This is a genomic window from Sphingobacterium bovisgrunnientis, from assembly GCF_009829085.1.
GTDB lineage: Bacteria > Bacteroidota > Bacteroidia > Sphingobacteriales > Sphingobacteriaceae > Sphingobacterium > Sphingobacterium bovisgrunnientis.
On record NZ_WUQY01000001.1, the window covers coordinates 326,880 to 344,492 of the forward strand.

Consider the following 17,613-nt stretch of genomic DNA (forward strand, 5'->3'; position numbering starts at 1 on the left):
AAATTGAAGCCTTATATTTTTTATATCATACGCAAACAATTACGCTAATTTACCTAAAGCTTCTTTCATTCTTCTTAAAGCTTCCTTTAAATTTTCATCTGAAGCTGCGTAAGACAAACGAATGTAATTATTGTTACCAAATGAATCACCACCTACAGTAGCAATATGTCCGAAATTCAATAGGTATAATGCTAAATCTGAAGAATCTTTTATTAAATTTCCTTCTGGATCTTTTTTACCAAAGAAAGAGCTAATTTCTGGGAAGAAATAGAACGCACCTTCTGGTAAGTTTGTTTTTACACCTGGAATATCATTTAATAATTCATAAACCAATTGACGGCGACGCGTGAAAGCTTCTTTCATTTCGTATACCGAATCCAAACCTTGCTCGTAAGCAACTATACCAGCACGCTGTGCGATAGAGCATGTACCAGAAGTAGTTTGTCCTTGAAGCTTATCGTTAGCTGCAGCGATTTCTTTGTTTGCAGCAATATAACCTAATCTCCAGCCTGTCATCGCAAATGCTTTTGAGAAACCGTTAATAATAATAACACGATCTTTTACGCTTTTGAATTGAGCGATAGATTCGTGCTTATCTACGAAATTGATGTGCTCATAGATTTCGTCAGAGATAATGAAAATATTAGGGTGCTTTTCGAAAACTTTTACTAAAGCAGCCAATTCTTCTTTACTGTAAACCGATCCTGTCGGATTACAAGGTGAAGAGAACATAAAGACTTTTGACTTTGGCGTAATAGCCGCTTCTAATTGCTCTGGCGTAATTTTGAAGTTGCTTTCAATATCTGTATCTATAAATACCGATTTACCTTCAGCTAAATTTACCATTTCAGAGTATGAAACCCAATATGGCGTTGGGATGATCACCTCATCACCTGGATTTACCAACGTAAGGATTACATTTGATAAAGACTGTTTAGCACCAGTAGAAACCACGATTTGTGAAATATCGTAATCAAGGCCGTTTTCATTTTTCAATTTGTTCACGACAGCTTGACGTAAGTCAGGGTAGCCTGGTACTGGAGAATAACGTGTAAAATTATCGTCTAACGCTTTTTTAGCCGCTTCTTTTACGTGATCAGGTGTATTAAAATCCGGTTCCCCAACACTTAGGCTTATTACATTAATGCCTTTTGCTGCTAATTCACGACCCAATTTGGTCATTTTCAATGTTGCCGATTCTGAAAGGCTATTGATTCTATCTGATAAATATGATGCTGTACTCATGGTGATACAAATATAATTATATAAAAACATTTTGAAGTTAATTTTAAGAATATTTTAATAAAATGGATTGAAGAATGTAAAATTTACATTTACATGTGGACTACTTCTATGATTGTGAATTTTGCACTTTTATTTTAAGCAAAATATTGAATGTTAATATATTTATTATCGCTATGATTTCTTATCTTTAGTCAAGTACATGTGATGCTACATTATATATTTGGGAATAGCCTTATTCTACATATCAATTAACTAATTAATACAAGATTATGAAAACTGTAAAACATATTCTTCAATCAAAGTCAGCAGCCATTTTTGCTGTGTCTCGTGATACTTCTGTATTGGAAGCTCTGCAAATTATGATGGAAAAAAATATCAGTGCTTTATTAATTATTGAAGATGAAAAGCTTTTGGGAATTTTCACGGAGAGAGATTATGCACGTAAAGTGATATTGCATGGTAAGTCTTCAAAAGATACGACAATTCAGGAGATTATGACTTCTTCTCCATGTACAATTAGTCTTAGTGATTCGATAGAAAGTTGTATGGTTTTGATGACGGAAAATCATTTCAGGCATTTGCCAGTTGTAGAAGATGAAAAAGTAATCGGTATGTTGTCTATTGGTGATTTGGTGAAATTTATTATTGAAGATCAAAAACAAACTATAGATCATTTGCAAAGCTATATTCATAGTTAGAAACGTTTTCTTTTTTGGAATATAATACACTTTTATAATTTTTCTTGCAAGGTAATATGCACTATATTTGGTTTGTATGAAAATAGACCTCTTTATAGTATATCTTGTATTTAGCATCATAATTGCATATTTTTTTCCATATTTAGCCATATACCAAGATGGGTTTGTCTTGGATACAATTACTTCTATCGGAGTATCCTTAATTTTCTTTTTTTACGGATTGAAGTTAAGTTTTGTTCAGATAAAATCGGGCTTGAAAAATTGGAGGCTTCATGTTGCGGTTCAGTTAGCGACTTTCATAATCTTTCCTTTAATTGTTTTATTTTTTAGACCTTTTATTGGAGAGTTTATTTCTGAAAATACTTGGATCGGATTTTTCTTTTTGGCGGCTTTGCCTTCAACCGTATCTTCTTCTGTTGTAATGGTTTCTGTAGCTAAAGGCAATATACCGGCGGCGATTTTCAATGCGAGTATTTCTGGACTTATTGGGGTGGTTATTACTCCGTTGTGGATGAGTTTATTTTTGGATTTTACAACAGAAAATGTATTGTTGGATGTATATGGAGGATTGATGTTAGAAATAATTCTTCCTGTTATTGTGGGACTTTTTCTTCAGAAATATTGGGGATTTTGGGCATCTAGACACAGTAAGAAGCTGTCCTCTTTTGACAAGACTGTCATTTTGTTGATTGTGTATAGTAGCTTCGCGCATTCGTTTGAAAATGGAATTTTTTCTACGCTTAGCAATCAATATTTACTTCAACTGTTTGTTGCAGTGGTTTTGCTTTTTGTATTGATATATGGTTTGTTGTATTTTCTCTGTAAATATGTATTGAAGTTTAATGAGTCTGATCAAATTACGGCATTATTTTGTGGGTCAAAGAAATCATTGACCCACGGCAGTGTATTTGGTAAGTTCATCTTTATGAATAATCCGTATGCTGGTTTATATTTCTTACCCCTAATGATATATCATGCATTTCAGATTTTTATTATTACATTCATCGCGCAACGTTATCACAAGATGCGCGTAGAATAATTTTACGATTCTTATTCTTCATTTACTAGTTCATCTCGATAACTTGCGATATGTTTATCAATGTCATCTGGCAACTCGGGGTAACTAATGTCTTTATATTTTTTGAGTTCTTCCAATATTGTTTTAGCTACTAAATAGCGTGCTACTTTTTTATCGTCAGCTGGAATTATATGCCAAGGTGCGTACGTCGTAGATGTGTTTTTTATAGCATCTTCATAACAATCCATATACTTATCCCATAATTTTCGCTCCGCAAGATCTCCTGGCGAGAATTTCCAATTGTGATCTTCTTCTTCCAATCGACGAAGCAATCTTTCCTTTTGCTCCTCTTTGCTTAAATTTAAATAGAACTTTAGTATAATAGTTCCATTTTGGCTAATATGCTTTTCAAACGCTTTTATTTGATTAAAACGATCTTTCCAAAATGAGGACTTTAAATCTTTGCTGTCGTTGACTTTTGGTAAATTTTCATTTTGCAAATATTCGGGATGCACGCGAGTAACTAATACATTTTCATAATGTGTGCGGTTGAAAACACCGAATTTGCCACGTTCGGGCAAGGCCACATAATGTCGCCACAAATAATCATGTTGCAATTCTTTGCTGGTCGGTGTTTTGAAACTATGAACGACTACACCTCTTGCATTAAAGTCTTTGAAAACTTCACGTATAAGCGAATCTTTTCCAGAAGTATCCATCCCTTGAAGGCAGATGAGCACACTGTATTTGTTGTGTGCATACATTGTATCTTGGATTTTGGCAATTTCTTTTCGCAACTCTTTGAGTTCTTTTTTCGCCTTATCCGAATCGATATCATCAATTTTGGTTGGATAATTCTTTAGCTTGAAATTTTTATCTGCTTTAAAATTTTTCATTCTTCTCGTGTTGTGTTTATAATTTCTTTAACTGCTATCTTATCAAGTTAGTTATTTCTTTAGACAATTAATATTCCAATATGTTTTGATTATCATCGATATTAATGATAAATAAAAATATCATTGATATTAATGATATTTGTGAATATCACTTTATTTAGTGATATTTATGGTTGTAAAAGAAAATGTTATGGCAAAAATATATGCAATCCTGACAGGAGATGTGGTTGGTTCACGTAAAGCAGACATACAAAAATGGTTGCCTGTTTTAGAAGAGAGTCTGCAACATTATTCAAATAATTTTGATATTTTTAGAGGAGATAGTTTCCAAGTCGCGGTTTCTATAGAGCAGTGTATAGAGGCTATTTTTTTGATAAAGGCAACTATGCGTTCAATAGAACCTTTGGATGTGCGGATAGGTTTGGGGCTAGGAGAGATAAGCTATTGGGATGAACATATCAAAAATTCGGCGGGCGATGCGTTGGTCAGATCGGGTGAAGCATTTGATGATTTGGACAAAAACTTAATTATTGTCAGATCGCCTTGGCGAGAATGGGATGAACCGACAAATATAATGTTGCAATTATCCACCGAACTAGCAAATCGCTGGACGCAAAATATGGCACAAACTGTAGCCGCACAGATTAGAAATCCTGATGCAAACCAAAGTGAGCTTGCTAAAATATTGAAAAGAAAATACCAAAGTCAAATTAGCACGGAATTGGGAAATGCGAATTGGCAAAAAATAAAAGTCACGATTGATTATTGTACCAAAGAATTGATTAAAAGATGTTAGTCGTATTTCTAAAATTACTATTTGCGCACATACTTGGAGATTTTGTATTTCAGACAAAAACTATGGTCAGTAAGCGCAAAGAAAATGTAGCTTATTTATTTTTGCACGTCCTCATCCATGCCATTCTGCTATTGTTGTTATTTTATACCGACCTAAAAAACTACTGGATATCAATCGCATTTATTACGTTTTCGCATTTAGCTATTGACAGTCTGAAAATTGGGTTAGAAAGTAAATTTGCGAATAAATCACTGTTGTTTTTTTGTGTAGATCAATTGTTGCATGTTGCGGTATTAGGAGCTGTGGTATTATATAATTTTGGAATTCCTGCTGCATTGGATTTAGATCTTATTTTTACCACAAACGTTTTGCTCTACGCTATAGCACTATTACTAATTACAGTAGTGAGTCCAATTTTTCTACGCTTATTTTTCTCTAAATGGGACAAAGAGTTTGAATTTCAAACCAAACGCAAAGAAAGTTTGTTGCATGCAGGATTATTAATCGGCATAATGGAACGCCTAATAATCGTATTATTCATACAAGTAGGATTCTTATCAGGAATTGGATTTTTGCTAGCAGCCAAATCAATTTTCAGGTTTGGTGATTTAGCAAACGCAAAAGACACTAAATTTACGGAGTATATCTTGTTGGGGACATTAGCAAGTTTTGTAATTGCTATTGTAATTGGATATGCTCTTCGTTTGGCATTAAAATTCACCTAAATACTATCTATTAAAATGAAAAACATTATTTGTTGTTGTTTGACTATTCTTGTGAGTAATACAATGCTATATGGTCAAAGTCTGAAAACTGAAGTCAAAAAAATCGCTGATCAATATAAAGCGGTCGGGGTCGCTTATGTGGTTGTAAAGGATGGGGAAATAATCGAAAAAAATGCTATTGGCCATAGCTCGGTGGAGAATAATACTCCATTAGATGCGGATAAGAATATCTTTCGTATTGCTTCTATTTCCAAGTCATTCACTGCTACGGCATTGATGCAATTAGTAGAAAAAAAGAAAATTTCTTTGGATGATGATTTTGGTGATTTGGTCGGATTTCCTGTGCGAAATCCAAAATTTCCGGATACCAAAATTACGTTACGTATGGTATTATCACATACGTCAAGCATCAACGATGCAAATGGTTATTTTGAGTTGGATGTGATTAACCCTACTAAAAATCCATATTACCACAAAAGCTATAATTCCTACGCTCCTGGAACTGATTACCAATATTGTAATTTGAACTTCAACATGGCTGGAGCAGTGTTGGAAAGGTTAACGAATGTCCGGTTTGATACCTACATTCGCCAGCAGATATTAGATCCATTGGGGTTATACGGCGGGTATTGCATCGATTCAATGGATAATGCTCGATTTGCTTCTTTATATTCTTACGATAATAAGAATGAAACATTTGTACTACAACCTTTGGCTTACAATCCGCGAAGCGAGGAAGTGCGCAATTACAAAATAGGGGAGAGTACACCTATTTTTTCTCCAACAGGAGGAATGAAAATTTCCGCTGTAGATTTAGCGAAATACATGACTATGCATATGAATTACGGGAAGTTTGGTAAAGTTAAAATCTTAAGTAAAAAATCAGCTAAATTAATGCAAAGCAAAATTTCGGATAAAGAAGGCTATGGTTTAGCATTGCTAGAAACTACAAAATTAATTCCAGGTCAACATTTAGTTGGACACACAGGCTCAGCTTATGGCTTGTATAGTTCGATGTTTTTTAACCCGAAAGAGAAATATGGAATACTAGTTATTACGAATGGGTGTGTGCCGACATATAAAAATGGTAATGTCGCATTAACAGCAGAAATTACTAATCTTCTATATCAAAGGTTAATAAAATAATTAAAAGAAAATAATTTAAATGTAGTGTCCTCAAAATTGGCTTATTTTTTGTAAATATTGAAATGTAAAAAATTATAAAGAGTATAAATTATGGGTAAATTTTTGGGAACTCTGATTATGTTTTTGATGCTATGCACGGCGGATGCACAAATTATAAATCTCCATGACGTGCGTAAAGACTTTAATAAAGGTGTTAAAGATGAAAACCTTTGTAAAAAGCATTTACAAAAGTTAAAAGCCCATTCCAAAACACCTTTAGAAAAAGGCTATGAAGCGGCTTTCCATATGTTCATGGCAAAGCATACCGCTAATCCTTTTAAAAAAATGAGTTATTTTAAAGATGGTAGAAAGCTCCTGGAAAGCCAAATAAAAATCGACCCTAACAATACAGAACTTCGCTTTATTCGTCTATGCATTCAATATCATATACCTGACTTTTTGGGATACAAAGACAATATTGAGGAGGATAAGGATTATTTAGTTTCAAACCTGCATAAATTGAAAGATGAAGCTACTAAGGATATAATTTACAAATACCTAAAAGGTGCCAATATGTATAATTCGGAAGAATTGAGTTTATTAGCGCGTTAATCTAAAGGAAAACATTATATCTATTTTTTTGTTGTAAAGCTATTATACACACTAATATTTCTAATTATGGCGACAACAAAAGATAAAAAAGGTACAACAGCGAAAAACAAATCTGCAGATTCAAAAAAAACTAGTACTAAAAAATCTACAACTAAGAAAAAGGATACAGCTCCTAAAAGCAAATCAGCAGATTCAAGTAAAATTACAGCCAAGAAAGGGGCTGCGAAGGATTTGCAAGACTTATTTGAAGATGGCTTAAAAGACATTTATTGGGCTGAAAAAGCGTTGAAAAAGGAACTTCCTAAAATGGAAAAAAACGCAAGTTCAAAAGAACTTAAAAATGCTATAGCAAGCCATTTGACGGAGACAGAAGAACAAATTAAAAGGTTGGAATCCGTTTTTAAATCTCTCGGCAAAAAGGCCCAAGCAGAAAAGTGTGATGCAATGGCGGGATTGTTGGATGAAGGAAAGGGGATCATCGAAGAAACCGAAATAGGCGCCGTACGTGACGCAGGAATCATCGCTGCTGCGCAAAAAGTAGAACATTATGAAATTGCTACATATGGTACGCTAGCTGCTTTTGCGAAAGTTTTAGGTCATAAAGAGGCTTTAAAATTATTGTTAGAAACGTTGAAAGAAGAAAAGAAATGTGATAAAACACTGACTGGACTGGCGGATACGAATTTGAATTCTAAGGCAGAATAAGTGATTTTAGCTTAACTATTACTAAGTGGAATATTCAGGAGTGAATATTCCATTTTTATTTTAAATAAAAAGTGCGAAGTCGAAGCTTCGCACTTTCAGCTTTATGACCCTCAATTGAGAGCATCTAGCTAACTATTTAAAACATTAAACTAAAAATCTACTTTAATTCTGGCGCGAATTCCTGAATTAGAAACATTCGGATGGTCGCGGTAGTTGAGGCGTTGCACATAATCTACGCGTAAAACTTTGAAAATATTCGCCAGACCCACACTTGCCTCCATGTATGGTTTGGTTCCAAATGTGAAAGAAGATATTTCATCGTCAGAATTGCGTTGCCAAGCAAACAAATCTTTGTTAAAACTTGGGTTATTTTGGTCACGCAAACCGCCGTAAATTCCTTTGAAACTAAATACTTCGCGTAGTTGCAATTTTTTGATGAGTGGTAATTTGTTTAAAATAAAGCCATTCATATAATATTGCACATTTAGTGCGGCGTGATGGTCAGAAATAAATTCCATAAAATTCATCAAATTATACGATTGTAATTGATAGGCGTATGTTTGATTTGCGCGGTGTAATGTCAACAATGGATACGGAATTTTATCACCTAAAACGTAAGTTCCGTCTAAATTCACATCCGCGTAGCCAAATTGTGATAAGTAAACACGCTTGAAGGCTCCAGCTGTCAAATTATGGTAATTGTATTCTCCTCCCAAAAAACCTTTGATGCCCGCTGTATAGTTAAAGGTGAAAATTGGGTACTTATTGTAAATAGGTGTGCGATACAATTTACCTTGGTAAAATTGCTCTTTTGGCGCCCATCTAAATCCAATAGAAGCCTCAGTGGTATTCAATTGATGAATCGTGGTAGGGTCTCCAATTTCTGGAATAATTTGATAACGAATAATTCCTGCTGGATTTTGTTTCCACTTTGTTAAGCCCGCATTGATTGAGAAATTGTTCTGAAATTCTGCTTTGTATTCCAATTTATAGATGTCATTGTATAAATAACTTCTGTTTTCACCACGTTTGAACGAAAGTAACACATTATCCTCTTGTATAAATTCTAGGTTTTGACCAGGAATTTTGGTGTCATGTTGGTAAGAAGCACGAATGTAATGCTGTGGAAATTTATACACAGACTTATTGTTTAGAGAATAAGTTCCACTCAAAAAATACTTCCATTTTTTGTCTTCCAAACCGTAGGCAGCATATGCTTCTGAGAAAAATCGAGTGCTCAACTGTTCTGTAGTGCGCCCACCGATTCGTAGACGTAAGCCTTCAATAGGATTGTAACTGTAAAAAGTATTTACTGGACCTATTTCTACTGGACCTGCTTGTTTGTATCCAGAAAGAACTAAAGCAGCCACGTCCATAAATCTTCTGAAAGAAGGCATTGTTTGCAGTGAATCGATATTCTGGTAAATGGAAATCTCTTGCTTTGACAAAGGCGCTTGACGCAAGCTCGACCAATATTGCCTTTGATTAGGCTTTGTTGGCTTAGTAATGATTTTTTCTATTTCTGCGCCTGCGTATAATGAATCGGGTCTAGATTTTCCATTGACATAGTCCTTATAAAAAACTTCCCGATTTCCTTGAATTCCAGTTCCTTTACCAGTTAATGCAAAATCAATCCCAAGTGCACTTCTGCTTAGGTAATACTTATTGATATTATCCTTCTCAAAAGACAATTCAATATTCAAATCACGGACAAAATTAAGATTGATATCCTCATTAACTTTCATCTTAGCTCCTTGAACCGCATATTGACCATCTTGGGTCACATACAATTTTCCTTGAAAAAGGAAGTCCGTCTTGCTACGCGGAAAGAAACTCAATTCCACGAGATAGGGTGTAGTAGTTTTTATGGTGTCCGTGATATAAAATCGGTAGAATGAAGGGGCACTATTTGCAATTGGACTAAGGAATTGATTCGTCAATAAGGTGATATTATTGTCATAGATATCAACTTTATCATACAGCTTGTTGAAATAGTTAGACAAACCTTCGTTATCTATAAATTTTGGATCAAATTCTGCCTTTTGCTCCGCAATAATATATTGTTTTGTTTTCTTTGGGTCGTTTCTATAATAAACTTTTGAAACTTTCTCTTCCATAAATGCTGGAAGCACATAAGTAGAGGTGGAGTTTGATTGTTTTTGAAATAAAAATTGATAATTTTTGAAGGCTTTTCTACCTACAAATTTTGGGGATAGATTGCTAAGACCAAGTGAAATTTTTTCATATTGTTCGAATTCCACAAAGTCTTGACCTGTTAATCTATTTTGATCACGATTAGCAATCACTTTTCTAATTAACTCAACTGCAGGATTATTTTTATTGGAATATTTAAGTTTTGGACGTTTTATAACCACTTCAGCGATTTGATTTTCGGAAGATAATTCGATATTAAAATTACTCTTACCTGAAGATAAATCTAAATCTTGCGAAGGATACCCTACGTAAGATACTCGCACTTTAACATTACGATTTGGAATTGAAAATTCAAAATTACCCAACTCATCCGTTTTGGTAGCATGCGTACTTCCGACTATAGCAATCGTTGCAAATTCGATAGGTTCTTTGGTATCCTTATCGCTGACATTACCTTTAATAACAAATGATTGTGCTACCGAAATTAGGCTAAATGATATTCCTAAAATTAATAATATAGTTCTTTGTATGTAATAGCTCATGACTTATCTGAATCAAAACTTTTGACTTTTTGTATAATTTGTTCAAAAATTCTGATACAAAGAAAACACTTATTTTGAATATCAAGAAAGCGTTAAATTCAGTTTGACTTTTTGATGATAAAAGTCTAAAAACTATACATTTTGATTACAAATAGAGCATAGAGGTGTATATCATTTAGAAAACGACTCTATTTATTCTATACAAAATGGCTTTTTATTTTATCGTTATTTTCAGCTGTTTGTTTACCCCAATCTGCTATGCATTGCAAAATCGGAATTAATGTTTTGCCAAATTCGGTCAATTCATATTCTACTTTCAGTGGCGGTTTTGAGGTGTAAACCGTTCGCTTTATTAAACCATCTTCTTCCATTTCCTTGAGCTGCAGACTTAATGTTCGTTCTGTGATAACACGACATTCTTTTCGGAGCTCACTATACCTTTTTTTTTCGAATAAATGGATGAGTATTACTGCTTTCCACTTGCCACCTATGTATTTCATTGTCAAGCTTGTATGGCATGGGTAGATCTTGTTGTCTATACTATACATCTGTAACTATCATTTTGTTCCGTTATTGCAAATATATCAAACTATTTTTAGTATTGCAACTATAAAAAGTATAGTTTAATTTAATGTTTATAATTATGAATTTTTTAGATATCGCAAAAAGAAGGTATACCACAAAGAGGTACACAAATAACGAAAAAATAGAAGAGGATAAAATCAATACATTGAAGCATATATTGCGCTTTAGTCCTTCATCAATAAATAGTCAACCTTGGAAATTTATTTTTGTTTCCGATGATGAGACTAAAAAGAAATTGGCAGACGCTTCCTTTTGGAATGCAGAGAAAATTAATGAGGCAAGCCATTTAGTTGTTTTCAGTTGTATTGATGATGTGGAACTGTTTGAGAAACAAATTCAGGAAAGCTTACCTGAAGCATATGTGGCATATTATGATACATTCTTAAAACCAAAGGGGGACACGGAAATAAAGTCGTGGTTACAGCATCAAGTTTATTTGTCGTTAGGATTCTTTTTGGCAGCTTCAGCCAGTTTGGAAATTGACAGCACACCTATGGAAGGGGTTGAATATGATAAGTATAATCAAATATTGGAATTGCAAGGATATAAAACTTTATTTTGTGTGGCTCTTGGCTATCGGAATCCTACAGATTCTAATCAACCTGCGCAGACGCCCAAGTCTAGATCGCCTTTTGACAACGTAATAAAAAGTATATAAAATCCTAATTGGAATTAGGAAGAATAGATAATCTTCCTAATTATTTATATCTCTAAAATTCTTTTTTCACCTAATATATCTGATAAATAAGGCTGCACAGCAATTTTTATTTCGTCGGCTAATACTTGCAATAATTTGTTTTTAATAAAGTGACGGTAAGTCAATAAGCTGATTTCTCTTACTGGAACTGGAGTGGTGAATTTTTTAACTCTTTTTTTGCGTTCTTCTGATAAAGATTGAATGGCTAATTCAGGAAGTATCGTTATACCCTCATTCATGTGGACAATATTGAGTAATGTTTCAATACTTCCAGCCTCAAAATCAAATTGTAAATTTCTACCATATTTCTTTTTCAAAGAACAGAGGTTTGCTACTTGTGCACGTAAACAATGATCTTCTTCTAATAGCCAAAGTCTTTGAAGATTAATATCTTTAGGCGCGATAAATTCCTTATTATTCTCTAAGCTTTTTTCTGTTGTGTAGGCAACTAGTTCTTCGTAAAATACTGGATGTTCTTTTATTTCGGGACGATTCAAAGGAGTTGCTGCAATACCAATATCTAACCGATCGTGATTCAGAGCTTCAATAATTTGGTTGGTATTCCACTCAAATAGTTTGATTTTCAGTTGCGGATATTTAGACATTAAAGAGGGAATAAACAGATGGCTAAGGTATGGCGCAAGTGTAGGTATGATGCCAATACGAACATCACCTGTCATGTCGTTACTCGTATCCTTAGCTGAATTTTCTAAATCTTTAATATGGAATAAAACTGTTTTCGCTTTCTCAATAATGGTAATTCCGACATCTGTAGGCACGACAGGTTGCTTACTACGATCAAAAATTATGATGTCAAGTTCTTCTTCCAATTTTTTAATCATCATACTCAATGTCGCAGGTGTGACGAAGCAGGATTCTGCAGCGCGTTGAAAATGACGATGTTCGTCTACAGCTACTATATATTGCAATTGTTGAATATTCATCATGTTAGATTTTATCTAATCAAAGTTAGATATTTTCAACTTTATTTAACAAAAAACTTGTTATACTTTCGCAACATCAAAATAATTAAACAAACAACTAATATGAAGATGAGGAAGCTTTCGATTTTAGCATTTACGTTGATGTCTCTATCGGTTAGTGCGCAAACATTGACTACTAATACTGGTGCACCGGTAGGAGATAACCAAAATTCAAAAACTATTGGAAACAATGGCCAAGTATTATTAGAAGATATTCATTTAATCGAAAAATTAGCAGCTTTCGATAGAGAGCGTATTCCAGAACGTGTTGTTCATGCCCGTGGTGCTGGTGCTTATGGAGAATTTGTAGCTGCACAAGATTTTTCGGATGTTACTATGGCACATTTCTTAGGTCAAGCTGGACGTAAAACGCCTTTGTTTGCTCGTTTCTCAACTGTAACACACCAACAAGGTTCGCCGGAAACCTACCGGGATCCGCGTGGTTTCGCTGTAAAATTTTATACAGAACAAGGAAATTATGATATAGTTGGTAACAATTTACCTGTATTTTTCATTCGTGATGCGATCAAATTCCCAGATATGGTGCACGCATTCAAACCATCTCCATTGACAAATGGTGCTTCTGATCCAAATCGTGTATTTGATTTCTTTTCTAATATTCCAGAATCTACACACATGTTGACGTGGTTGTTTTCCGATTACGGAATTCCTGCTAACTACCGTGAAATGGTAGGAAATGGAGTTCATGCATACAAGTGGGTAAATGAAAAGGGTGAAGTAACGTATGTAAAATACAATTGGAGACCAAAACAAGGAGAGCGCAACTTAACACAGGAAGAGGCGAATGCTATTCAATCTACACAAATTGAGCATGCTACTTTGGATTTGCATAACGCAATCAAAGATGGAAACTTTCCGCAATGGGATTTGTATGTGCAAATGTTGAAAAAAGAAGACTTTGATAAGTTGGACTTTAATCCAGTTGATGTAACTAAAGTATGGCCAGAGAAAGTTGCTAAATCTGTATTCGTCGGTACAATGACTTTAAATAGAAATGCAGATAACTATTTCCAAGAAGTAGAACAATCGGCATTTTCTCCTGCAACATTGGTTCCTGGTATCGAGCCTTCAGAAGATAAGCTATTACAAGGTCGTTTGTTTTCATACTTTGACACACAACGTCATCGTTTGACAGGTAACTTCCAACAGATTCCTGTGAATGCTTCGAAAAACAAAGTAACTACATATAATTCGGATGGTTATATGGCTATTCGTAAGCAATCAGGTGAAGTGAATTATCAGCCATCTACGAATCTTCCAAAAGTAAAAGAAGATACCAAATTCAAATATTCTAAATCTGTGTTTGCTGCTGGAATAACAACTGCTCAAGCTACAATTGACAAAGAAAACAATTTTGCACAAGCAGGTGATTTGTATCGTTCATTCTCCAAAAAGGATCAAGATAACTTGATTAAAAACTTATCAGGAGCTTTGAATGCTGTGAAAAATAAGGTAATCATACATAAGATGCTTGCGCATTTCTACCAAGCAGATAAAGAGTATGGCACGCGTTTAATCAAAGCTACGAATACATCATTGGGCGACGTACAACAATACATTCAAAAATAATTTTCTATAACAAAAATAGAGCTAGCGTATCCTAGGCGTTAGTTCTATTTCTAAAAATATTGATAGTAATGAAAAATATATTCTTCATCATAGCATTATTGTGCTCTAGTTCTGTTGCGTTCGGACAAGATATCTTTTCTGCAGCAAGAACGAATGATACAACTTATGTAATACAATATGTTCAGAATCAAGGTGTGATAGATACGGCTAATGTGAGAGGGTTCACACCTTTGATTTTGGCTATTTACAACGATAGCTATGCGGTAGCGCAGTTGTTAATTGAGAATGGAGCGAATGTGAATGCACAAGATAAGAGTGGGAATACAGCGTTGATGGGTGCAGTTTTCAAAGCATATCCTCGTATGGTAACGTTGCTTTTAGCTAGTAAAGTTGACGTGAACCAACAAAACTTTCATGGAGCTACAGCTTTAGTATTTGCCGCTACATTTGGTCAAGCTGATATCGCTAAAAATCTTTTAGCAAGTGGTGCTGATAAATCTATTAAAGACAATACGGGTAAAACAGCTTTGGATCATGCGACATTCCAAGAGAATAACGCTATGGAGGAAATATTAAAATAATTCGAATCTATACTATCGAAAAACAGCTTTTAATTGTAGAGCAGGTAAATTGGGGTAAAGTACCATTTGGCGTCAAGCCAGTGGTACTTTTTTATTATATTTAAATTAATAAACTTAATTTTTATGAAGAAGTCGTTGTTATTAATCTTATTCCATATAGGTGTTGTATTCACTGTTTTTTCTCAGTCTATCAGAGATACTGTTTCTATGCATTATGTTCCTTATGGGATTGTTAAATTAGATTCTGTAATAAAAAATGATATCATGTATAGTTATCATTCAGATACTTCCGGAAGATACTATATAAGTACGAGTGATAAAAATTTTACGAATTCAAATATGAATATAGGTAGTGAATTTCATAAAATTAAAAATTTGGGAAGCTTAAAAATTACTTGGGCTGGGGCTATTATTTGGAATTACCTACTGGTTGGAAAGCTTATCTATGTTTGGATAAATCAGAAATTGATTGTTCAAAAGTAGTATTCTTTTTTTCTACAGAGAAAGAAGTGTTTGAGCGTATTATAGCAAGGTAGAATATAAAAAAGCACCATTTTTTATAATAGTGCTTTCTACAAATTACTTTGGTAATTTCGTATTGTTTATAAATTCTTGAAAGATTTTCGTGTTTTGTTTGATTAGCCATTCGTAGATTTTCGCACCATGACTCAATCTTTTAACACCCAATTCATTAAGTCTTTCTATAGATGGAAGGTTATCTGTTAAAAAAACATTGAGTGGTATGGATGTCTGCTTCAAGAAGGTCTCAATATCATCAACTGATTCTATCAGTGGGACAAAGCTTCCATCTGCGCCAGCTTCCGCGTAGCTATTTATACGTTTAATAGATTCTTCAAGTGCTGTAGCGTGTTTTGTTGTGTAGGTGTCAGTACGCGCATTGATAAATATATCTTGTGTTAACGATTTTATAGCCTCGATTTTTTGCTTATGCACCTCTGCATCTCCCAATATACGTTTCCCATCTTTAACTTGCCTATCTTCAAGGTTTATCCCAACAACTCCAATATCCACTAATCTTTTAACATTTTTAGCTACCTCATCCGGATTATTCGAATAGCCCGATTCAAAATCCACAGATACTGGAATATTAACTGCTTTTACTATACGCTCGACTACGAACAAGATCTCATCAACTGTTATTTGTTCTCCATCTTCGTATCCCATAGCATTCGCGATAGCGTGGCTTGAGCTGCCCAATGCTTTAAAACCAGCTTCTTGGGCAATTTTTGCAGACTGTGCATCCCATACATTTCCTAAAATCAGTAACTCAGATTCGTGGTGTAATTTCTTAAAGTTTGTATATGTCATATCTAATTCCGTTTAATAAAGAACATACGACAGTTATAAAATGTTTTTTCTTTTACTTGCGCTGTGTTTTCGCCAAAATTTATATTTTTACCACCTAAACTTAAAAAAACATAAATGGCTTCAGGGATTTTCGCAGTGTTAGATGACATTGCCGCATTAATGGATGACGTAGCAGTTGCAAGTAAGATAGCTACGCGTAAAACAGCAGGGATATTGGGGGATGATCTTGCTGTAAATGCAGAGAAAGCAACTGGATTTCTCTCTTCAAGAGAAATACCTGTTCTTTGGGCAATTACGAAAGGTTCCTTTATTAATAAAGTAATTATTATTCCGGTAGTTTTCTTATTGCAAGTCTTTTTTCCAATAGCTATTAAAGTAATTCTGATTATTGGTGGATTGTATTTGGCATATGAAGGGGTAGAAAAAATTGTGGAATTTATTTTTCATCGTGAAAAAAAGGGAACAGAAGTCATAGATGAAGCAGTACAATCCAATGAAGTCCTGGAGAAGACTAAAGTAAAATCTGCAATTACAACAGACTTTATCCTATCTGTAGAAATTGTGATTATAGCTTTAGCTACAGTTCTGGATCGTCCATTATCTGTTCAGATAATGACTGTATCTGTGGTTGCGTTATTAGCAACAGTGGGCGTATATGGTATTGTTGCACTGATTGTGCGTATGGATGATGCAGGATATAAATTAATTAAGCGTACGCGCAATGAAGGTTTTTTGGCTGCTCTTGGAAGGCTATTGGTGAGATCTCTTCCAGTAGTGATCAAAATTCTTTCTGTTGTTGGGACTATTGCTTTGTTGATGGTTGCGGGGGGCATTTTTGTACATAATATAGATTATTTTCATCATATTTTACCAACTTGGAACAGCACTTTGAAAGAAATGTTGATTGGATTTGGTATGGGCTTAATTGTAGTTGTCATCATTACATTAGTAAAGAAAATGTACTATGCTGTAAAAAAATAAACCAACTAAACTATAAACAATTATGAGAATTAAATTAATAGTAAGTCTATTCGTCTTACTAGCTGGTATTCATTTGGCTTATTCACAGAAACCCTATACTGTGGAACTATCTATTGGGCAAGATGAATACTGGTGGGGTGGCGTAGTAGCACAGGGCGCGAGTATGCCGTACTTAAAACCTGCAAAGGAATATGATTTGGCAAGGGAAAATTCCAACAATCAAGTTGTGCCGTTATTTGTGTCGAGCAAGGGACCTCACCTATACAAACACAAAAGTAGATGGACTTTTAGAACAACTTCTTAGCCGTCAGAACCTAAATGCTGCCTATGTACAAGTGGTCGGTAATCGTG

General features: G+C 34.3%; 19 protein-coding genes. 13 read left to right on the plus strand and 6 right to left on the minus strand.

Features of this window, described 5'->3' with window-relative positions; translation table 11 throughout:
- Positions 1 to 39: 39 nt before the first annotated feature.
- Positions 40 to 1,245, minus strand: a complete 1,206-nt coding sequence (locus GOQ16_RS01305) for a pyridoxal phosphate-dependent aminotransferase (RefSeq protein WP_240140941.1) — start codon at positions 1,243 to 1,245, stop codon at positions 40 to 42.
- 269 nt (positions 1,246 to 1,514) lie between these two features.
- On the opposite strand from GOQ16_RS01305, the gene GOQ16_RS01310 reads away from it, so the two are divergent.
- Together GOQ16_RS01310 and GOQ16_RS01315 are read left to right on the plus strand one after the other, a co-directional pair.
- Positions 1,515 to 1,943 carry a CBS domain-containing protein gene (locus GOQ16_RS01310; RefSeq protein ID WP_160067112.1) on the plus strand — a complete coding sequence of 143 codons (429 nt, stop codon included), beginning with the start codon at positions 1,515 to 1,517 and terminating at the stop codon, positions 1,941 to 1,943.
- Between the two features lie 76 nt (positions 1,944 to 2,019).
- Complete coding sequence (locus tag GOQ16_RS01315; RefSeq protein ID WP_160067114.1) at positions 2,020 to 2,982, plus strand: bile acid:sodium symporter family protein; 963 nt, start codon at positions 2,020 to 2,022, stop codon at positions 2,980 to 2,982.
- 11 nt (positions 2,983 to 2,993) lie between these two features.
- On the opposite strand, the gene GOQ16_RS01320 is transcribed toward GOQ16_RS01315, so the two are convergent.
- Positions 2,994 to 3,857 (minus strand): PPK2 family polyphosphate kinase, encoded by an 864-nt coding sequence (locus GOQ16_RS01320; RefSeq protein WP_160067116.1) that lies wholly within the window; start codon positions 3,855 to 3,857, stop codon positions 2,994 to 2,996.
- Positions 3,858 to 4,047: 190 nt separating this feature from the next.
- Between GOQ16_RS01320 and GOQ16_RS01325 the strand changes: the two genes are divergently transcribed.
- The 5 genes from GOQ16_RS01325 (at position 4,048) to GOQ16_RS01345 (ending at position 7,820) form a co-directional block, all read left to right on the plus strand.
- The gene (locus GOQ16_RS01325; RefSeq protein WP_160067118.1) at positions 4,048 to 4,653 is read left to right on the plus strand and encodes a hypothetical protein; all 606 of its coding nucleotides are present in this window, start codon (positions 4,048 to 4,050) and stop codon (positions 4,651 to 4,653) included.
- Positions 4,647 to 5,378, plus strand: coding sequence for a DUF3307 domain-containing protein (locus GOQ16_RS01330; protein ID WP_160067120.1), 732 nt, complete (start codon positions 4,647 to 4,649; stop codon positions 5,376 to 5,378). The genes GOQ16_RS01325 and GOQ16_RS01330 overlap by 7 nt, the downstream gene beginning before the upstream one ends.
- Before the next feature lie 15 nt (positions 5,379 to 5,393).
- Complete coding sequence (locus tag GOQ16_RS01335) at positions 5,394 to 6,524, plus strand: serine hydrolase domain-containing protein (protein WP_160067122.1); 1,131 nt, start codon at positions 5,394 to 5,396, stop codon at positions 6,522 to 6,524.
- A 90-nt stretch (positions 6,525 to 6,614) separates the two neighbouring features.
- Positions 6,615 to 7,115 (plus strand): hypothetical protein, encoded by a 501-nt coding sequence (locus GOQ16_RS01340; protein ID WP_240140942.1) that lies wholly within the window; start codon positions 6,615 to 6,617, stop codon positions 7,113 to 7,115.
- Between the two features lie 66 nt (positions 7,116 to 7,181).
- A complete protein-coding gene (locus tag GOQ16_RS01345; protein WP_160067124.1) occupies positions 7,182 to 7,820 on the plus strand; it encodes a YciE/YciF ferroxidase family protein in 639 nt (212 codons plus the stop codon).
- Positions 7,821 to 7,969: 149 nt separating this feature from the next.
- On the opposite strand, the gene GOQ16_RS01350 is transcribed toward GOQ16_RS01345, so the two are convergent.
- Together GOQ16_RS01350 and GOQ16_RS01355 are read right to left on the minus strand one after the other, a co-directional pair.
- The gene (locus GOQ16_RS01350) at positions 7,970 to 10,516 is read right to left on the minus strand and encodes a DUF5686 and carboxypeptidase-like regulatory domain-containing protein (protein WP_160067126.1); all 2,547 of its coding nucleotides are present in this window, start codon (positions 10,514 to 10,516) and stop codon (positions 7,970 to 7,972) included.
- A gap of 197 nt (positions 10,517 to 10,713) precedes the next feature.
- Complete coding sequence (locus GOQ16_RS01355) at positions 10,714 to 11,016, minus strand: winged helix-turn-helix transcriptional regulator (protein ID WP_204987399.1); 303 nt, start codon at positions 11,014 to 11,016, stop codon at positions 10,714 to 10,716.
- Between the two features lie 143 nt (positions 11,017 to 11,159).
- Here GOQ16_RS01355 and GOQ16_RS01360 point away from each other — a divergent pair, with 143 nt between their 5' ends.
- Positions 11,160 to 11,759 carry a nitroreductase family protein gene (locus GOQ16_RS01360; RefSeq protein ID WP_160067130.1) on the plus strand — a complete coding sequence of 200 codons (600 nt, stop codon included), beginning with the start codon at positions 11,160 to 11,162 and terminating at the stop codon, positions 11,757 to 11,759.
- A gap of 44 nt (positions 11,760 to 11,803) precedes the next feature.
- Here the strand turns inward: GOQ16_RS01360 and GOQ16_RS01365 are convergent, their stop codons facing one another.
- Entirely contained in the window at positions 11,804 to 12,745 is a 942-nt protein-coding gene (locus GOQ16_RS01365) for a LysR substrate-binding domain-containing protein (RefSeq protein ID WP_204987400.1), read from the minus strand.
- A gap of 99 nt (positions 12,746 to 12,844) precedes the next feature.
- On the opposite strand from GOQ16_RS01365, the gene GOQ16_RS01370 reads away from it, so the two are divergent.
- From GOQ16_RS01370 to GOQ16_RS01380, 3 genes are all read left to right on the plus strand, one after another.
- A complete protein-coding gene (locus GOQ16_RS01370) occupies positions 12,845 to 14,371 on the plus strand; it encodes a catalase (RefSeq protein ID WP_317163795.1) in 1,527 nt (508 codons plus the stop codon).
- A gap of 68 nt (positions 14,372 to 14,439) precedes the next feature.
- The gene (locus tag GOQ16_RS01375) at positions 14,440 to 14,952 is read left to right on the plus strand and encodes an ankyrin repeat domain-containing protein (protein WP_160067132.1); all 513 of its coding nucleotides are present in this window, start codon (positions 14,440 to 14,442) and stop codon (positions 14,950 to 14,952) included.
- Positions 14,953 to 15,075: 123 nt separating this feature from the next.
- Complete coding sequence (locus GOQ16_RS01380; protein ID WP_160067134.1) at positions 15,076 to 15,435, plus strand: hypothetical protein; 360 nt, start codon at positions 15,076 to 15,078, stop codon at positions 15,433 to 15,435.
- A 96-nt stretch (positions 15,436 to 15,531) separates the two neighbouring features.
- Here GOQ16_RS01380 and GOQ16_RS01385 read toward each other — a convergent pair whose 3' ends face one another.
- Positions 15,532 to 16,281, minus strand: coding sequence for an isocitrate lyase/PEP mutase family protein (locus GOQ16_RS01385; RefSeq protein ID WP_160067136.1), 750 nt, complete (start codon positions 16,279 to 16,281; stop codon positions 15,532 to 15,534).
- A 114-nt stretch (positions 16,282 to 16,395) separates the two neighbouring features.
- Here GOQ16_RS01385 and GOQ16_RS01390 point away from each other — a divergent pair, with 114 nt between their 5' ends.
- The gene (locus GOQ16_RS01390) at positions 16,396 to 17,262 is read left to right on the plus strand and encodes a DUF808 domain-containing protein (RefSeq protein WP_160067138.1); all 867 of its coding nucleotides are present in this window, start codon (positions 16,396 to 16,398) and stop codon (positions 17,260 to 17,262) included.
- 22 nt (positions 17,263 to 17,284) lie between these two features.
- Positions 17,285 to 17,566, plus strand: coding sequence for a hypothetical protein (locus tag GOQ16_RS01395; protein ID WP_160067140.1), 282 nt, complete (start codon positions 17,285 to 17,287; stop codon positions 17,564 to 17,566).
- Positions 17,567 to 17,613 lie beyond the last annotated feature (47 nt).

Excerpts from the sequence above, each read along its gene's own strand:
- GOQ16_RS01305 (WP_240140941.1), bottom strand. The coding sequence starts at position 1,245 with ATGAGTACAGCATCATATTTATCAGATAGAATCAATAGCCTTTCAGAA.
- GOQ16_RS01310 (WP_160067112.1), top strand. The coding sequence starts at position 1,515 with ATGAAAACTGTAAAACATATTCTTCAATCAAAGTCAGCAGCCATTTTT.
- GOQ16_RS01315 (WP_160067114.1), top strand. The coding sequence starts at position 2,020 with ATGAAAATAGACCTCTTTATAGTATATCTTGTATTTAGCATCATAATT.
- GOQ16_RS01320 (WP_160067116.1), bottom strand. The coding sequence starts at position 3,857 with ATGAAAAATTTTAAAGCAGATAAAAATTTCAAGCTAAAGAATTATCCA.
- GOQ16_RS01325 (WP_160067118.1), top strand. The coding sequence starts at position 4,048 with ATGGCAAAAATATATGCAATCCTGACAGGAGATGTGGTTGGTTCACGT.
- GOQ16_RS01330 (WP_160067120.1), top strand. The coding sequence starts at position 4,647 with ATGTTAGTCGTATTTCTAAAATTACTATTTGCGCACATACTTGGAGAT.
- GOQ16_RS01335 (WP_160067122.1), top strand. The coding sequence starts at position 5,394 with ATGAAAAACATTATTTGTTGTTGTTTGACTATTCTTGTGAGTAATACA.
- GOQ16_RS01340 (WP_240140942.1), top strand. The coding sequence starts at position 6,615 with ATGGGTAAATTTTTGGGAACTCTGATTATGTTTTTGATGCTATGCACG.
- GOQ16_RS01345 (WP_160067124.1), top strand. The coding sequence starts at position 7,182 with ATGGCGACAACAAAAGATAAAAAAGGTACAACAGCGAAAAACAAATCT.
- GOQ16_RS01350 (WP_160067126.1), bottom strand. The coding sequence starts at position 10,516 with ATGAGCTATTACATACAAAGAACTATATTATTAATTTTAGGAATATCA.
- GOQ16_RS01355 (WP_204987399.1), bottom strand. The coding sequence starts at position 11,016 with ATGAAATACATAGGTGGCAAGTGGAAAGCAGTAATACTCATCCATTTA.
- GOQ16_RS01360 (WP_160067130.1), top strand. The coding sequence starts at position 11,160 with ATGAATTTTTTAGATATCGCAAAAAGAAGGTATACCACAAAGAGGTAC.
- GOQ16_RS01365 (WP_204987400.1), bottom strand. The coding sequence starts at position 12,745 with ATGATGAATATTCAACAATTGCAATATATAGTAGCTGTAGACGAACAT.
- GOQ16_RS01370 (WP_317163795.1), top strand. The coding sequence starts at position 12,845 with ATGAAGATGAGGAAGCTTTCGATTTTAGCATTTACGTTGATGTCTCTA.
- GOQ16_RS01375 (WP_160067132.1), top strand. The coding sequence starts at position 14,440 with ATGAAAAATATATTCTTCATCATAGCATTATTGTGCTCTAGTTCTGTT.
- GOQ16_RS01380 (WP_160067134.1), top strand. The coding sequence starts at position 15,076 with ATGAAGAAGTCGTTGTTATTAATCTTATTCCATATAGGTGTTGTATTC.
- GOQ16_RS01385 (WP_160067136.1), bottom strand. The coding sequence starts at position 16,281 with ATGACATATACAAACTTTAAGAAATTACACCACGAATCTGAGTTACTG.
- GOQ16_RS01390 (WP_160067138.1), top strand. The coding sequence starts at position 16,396 with ATGGCTTCAGGGATTTTCGCAGTGTTAGATGACATTGCCGCATTAATG.
- GOQ16_RS01395 (WP_160067140.1), top strand. The coding sequence starts at position 17,285 with ATGAGAATTAAATTAATAGTAAGTCTATTCGTCTTACTAGCTGGTATT.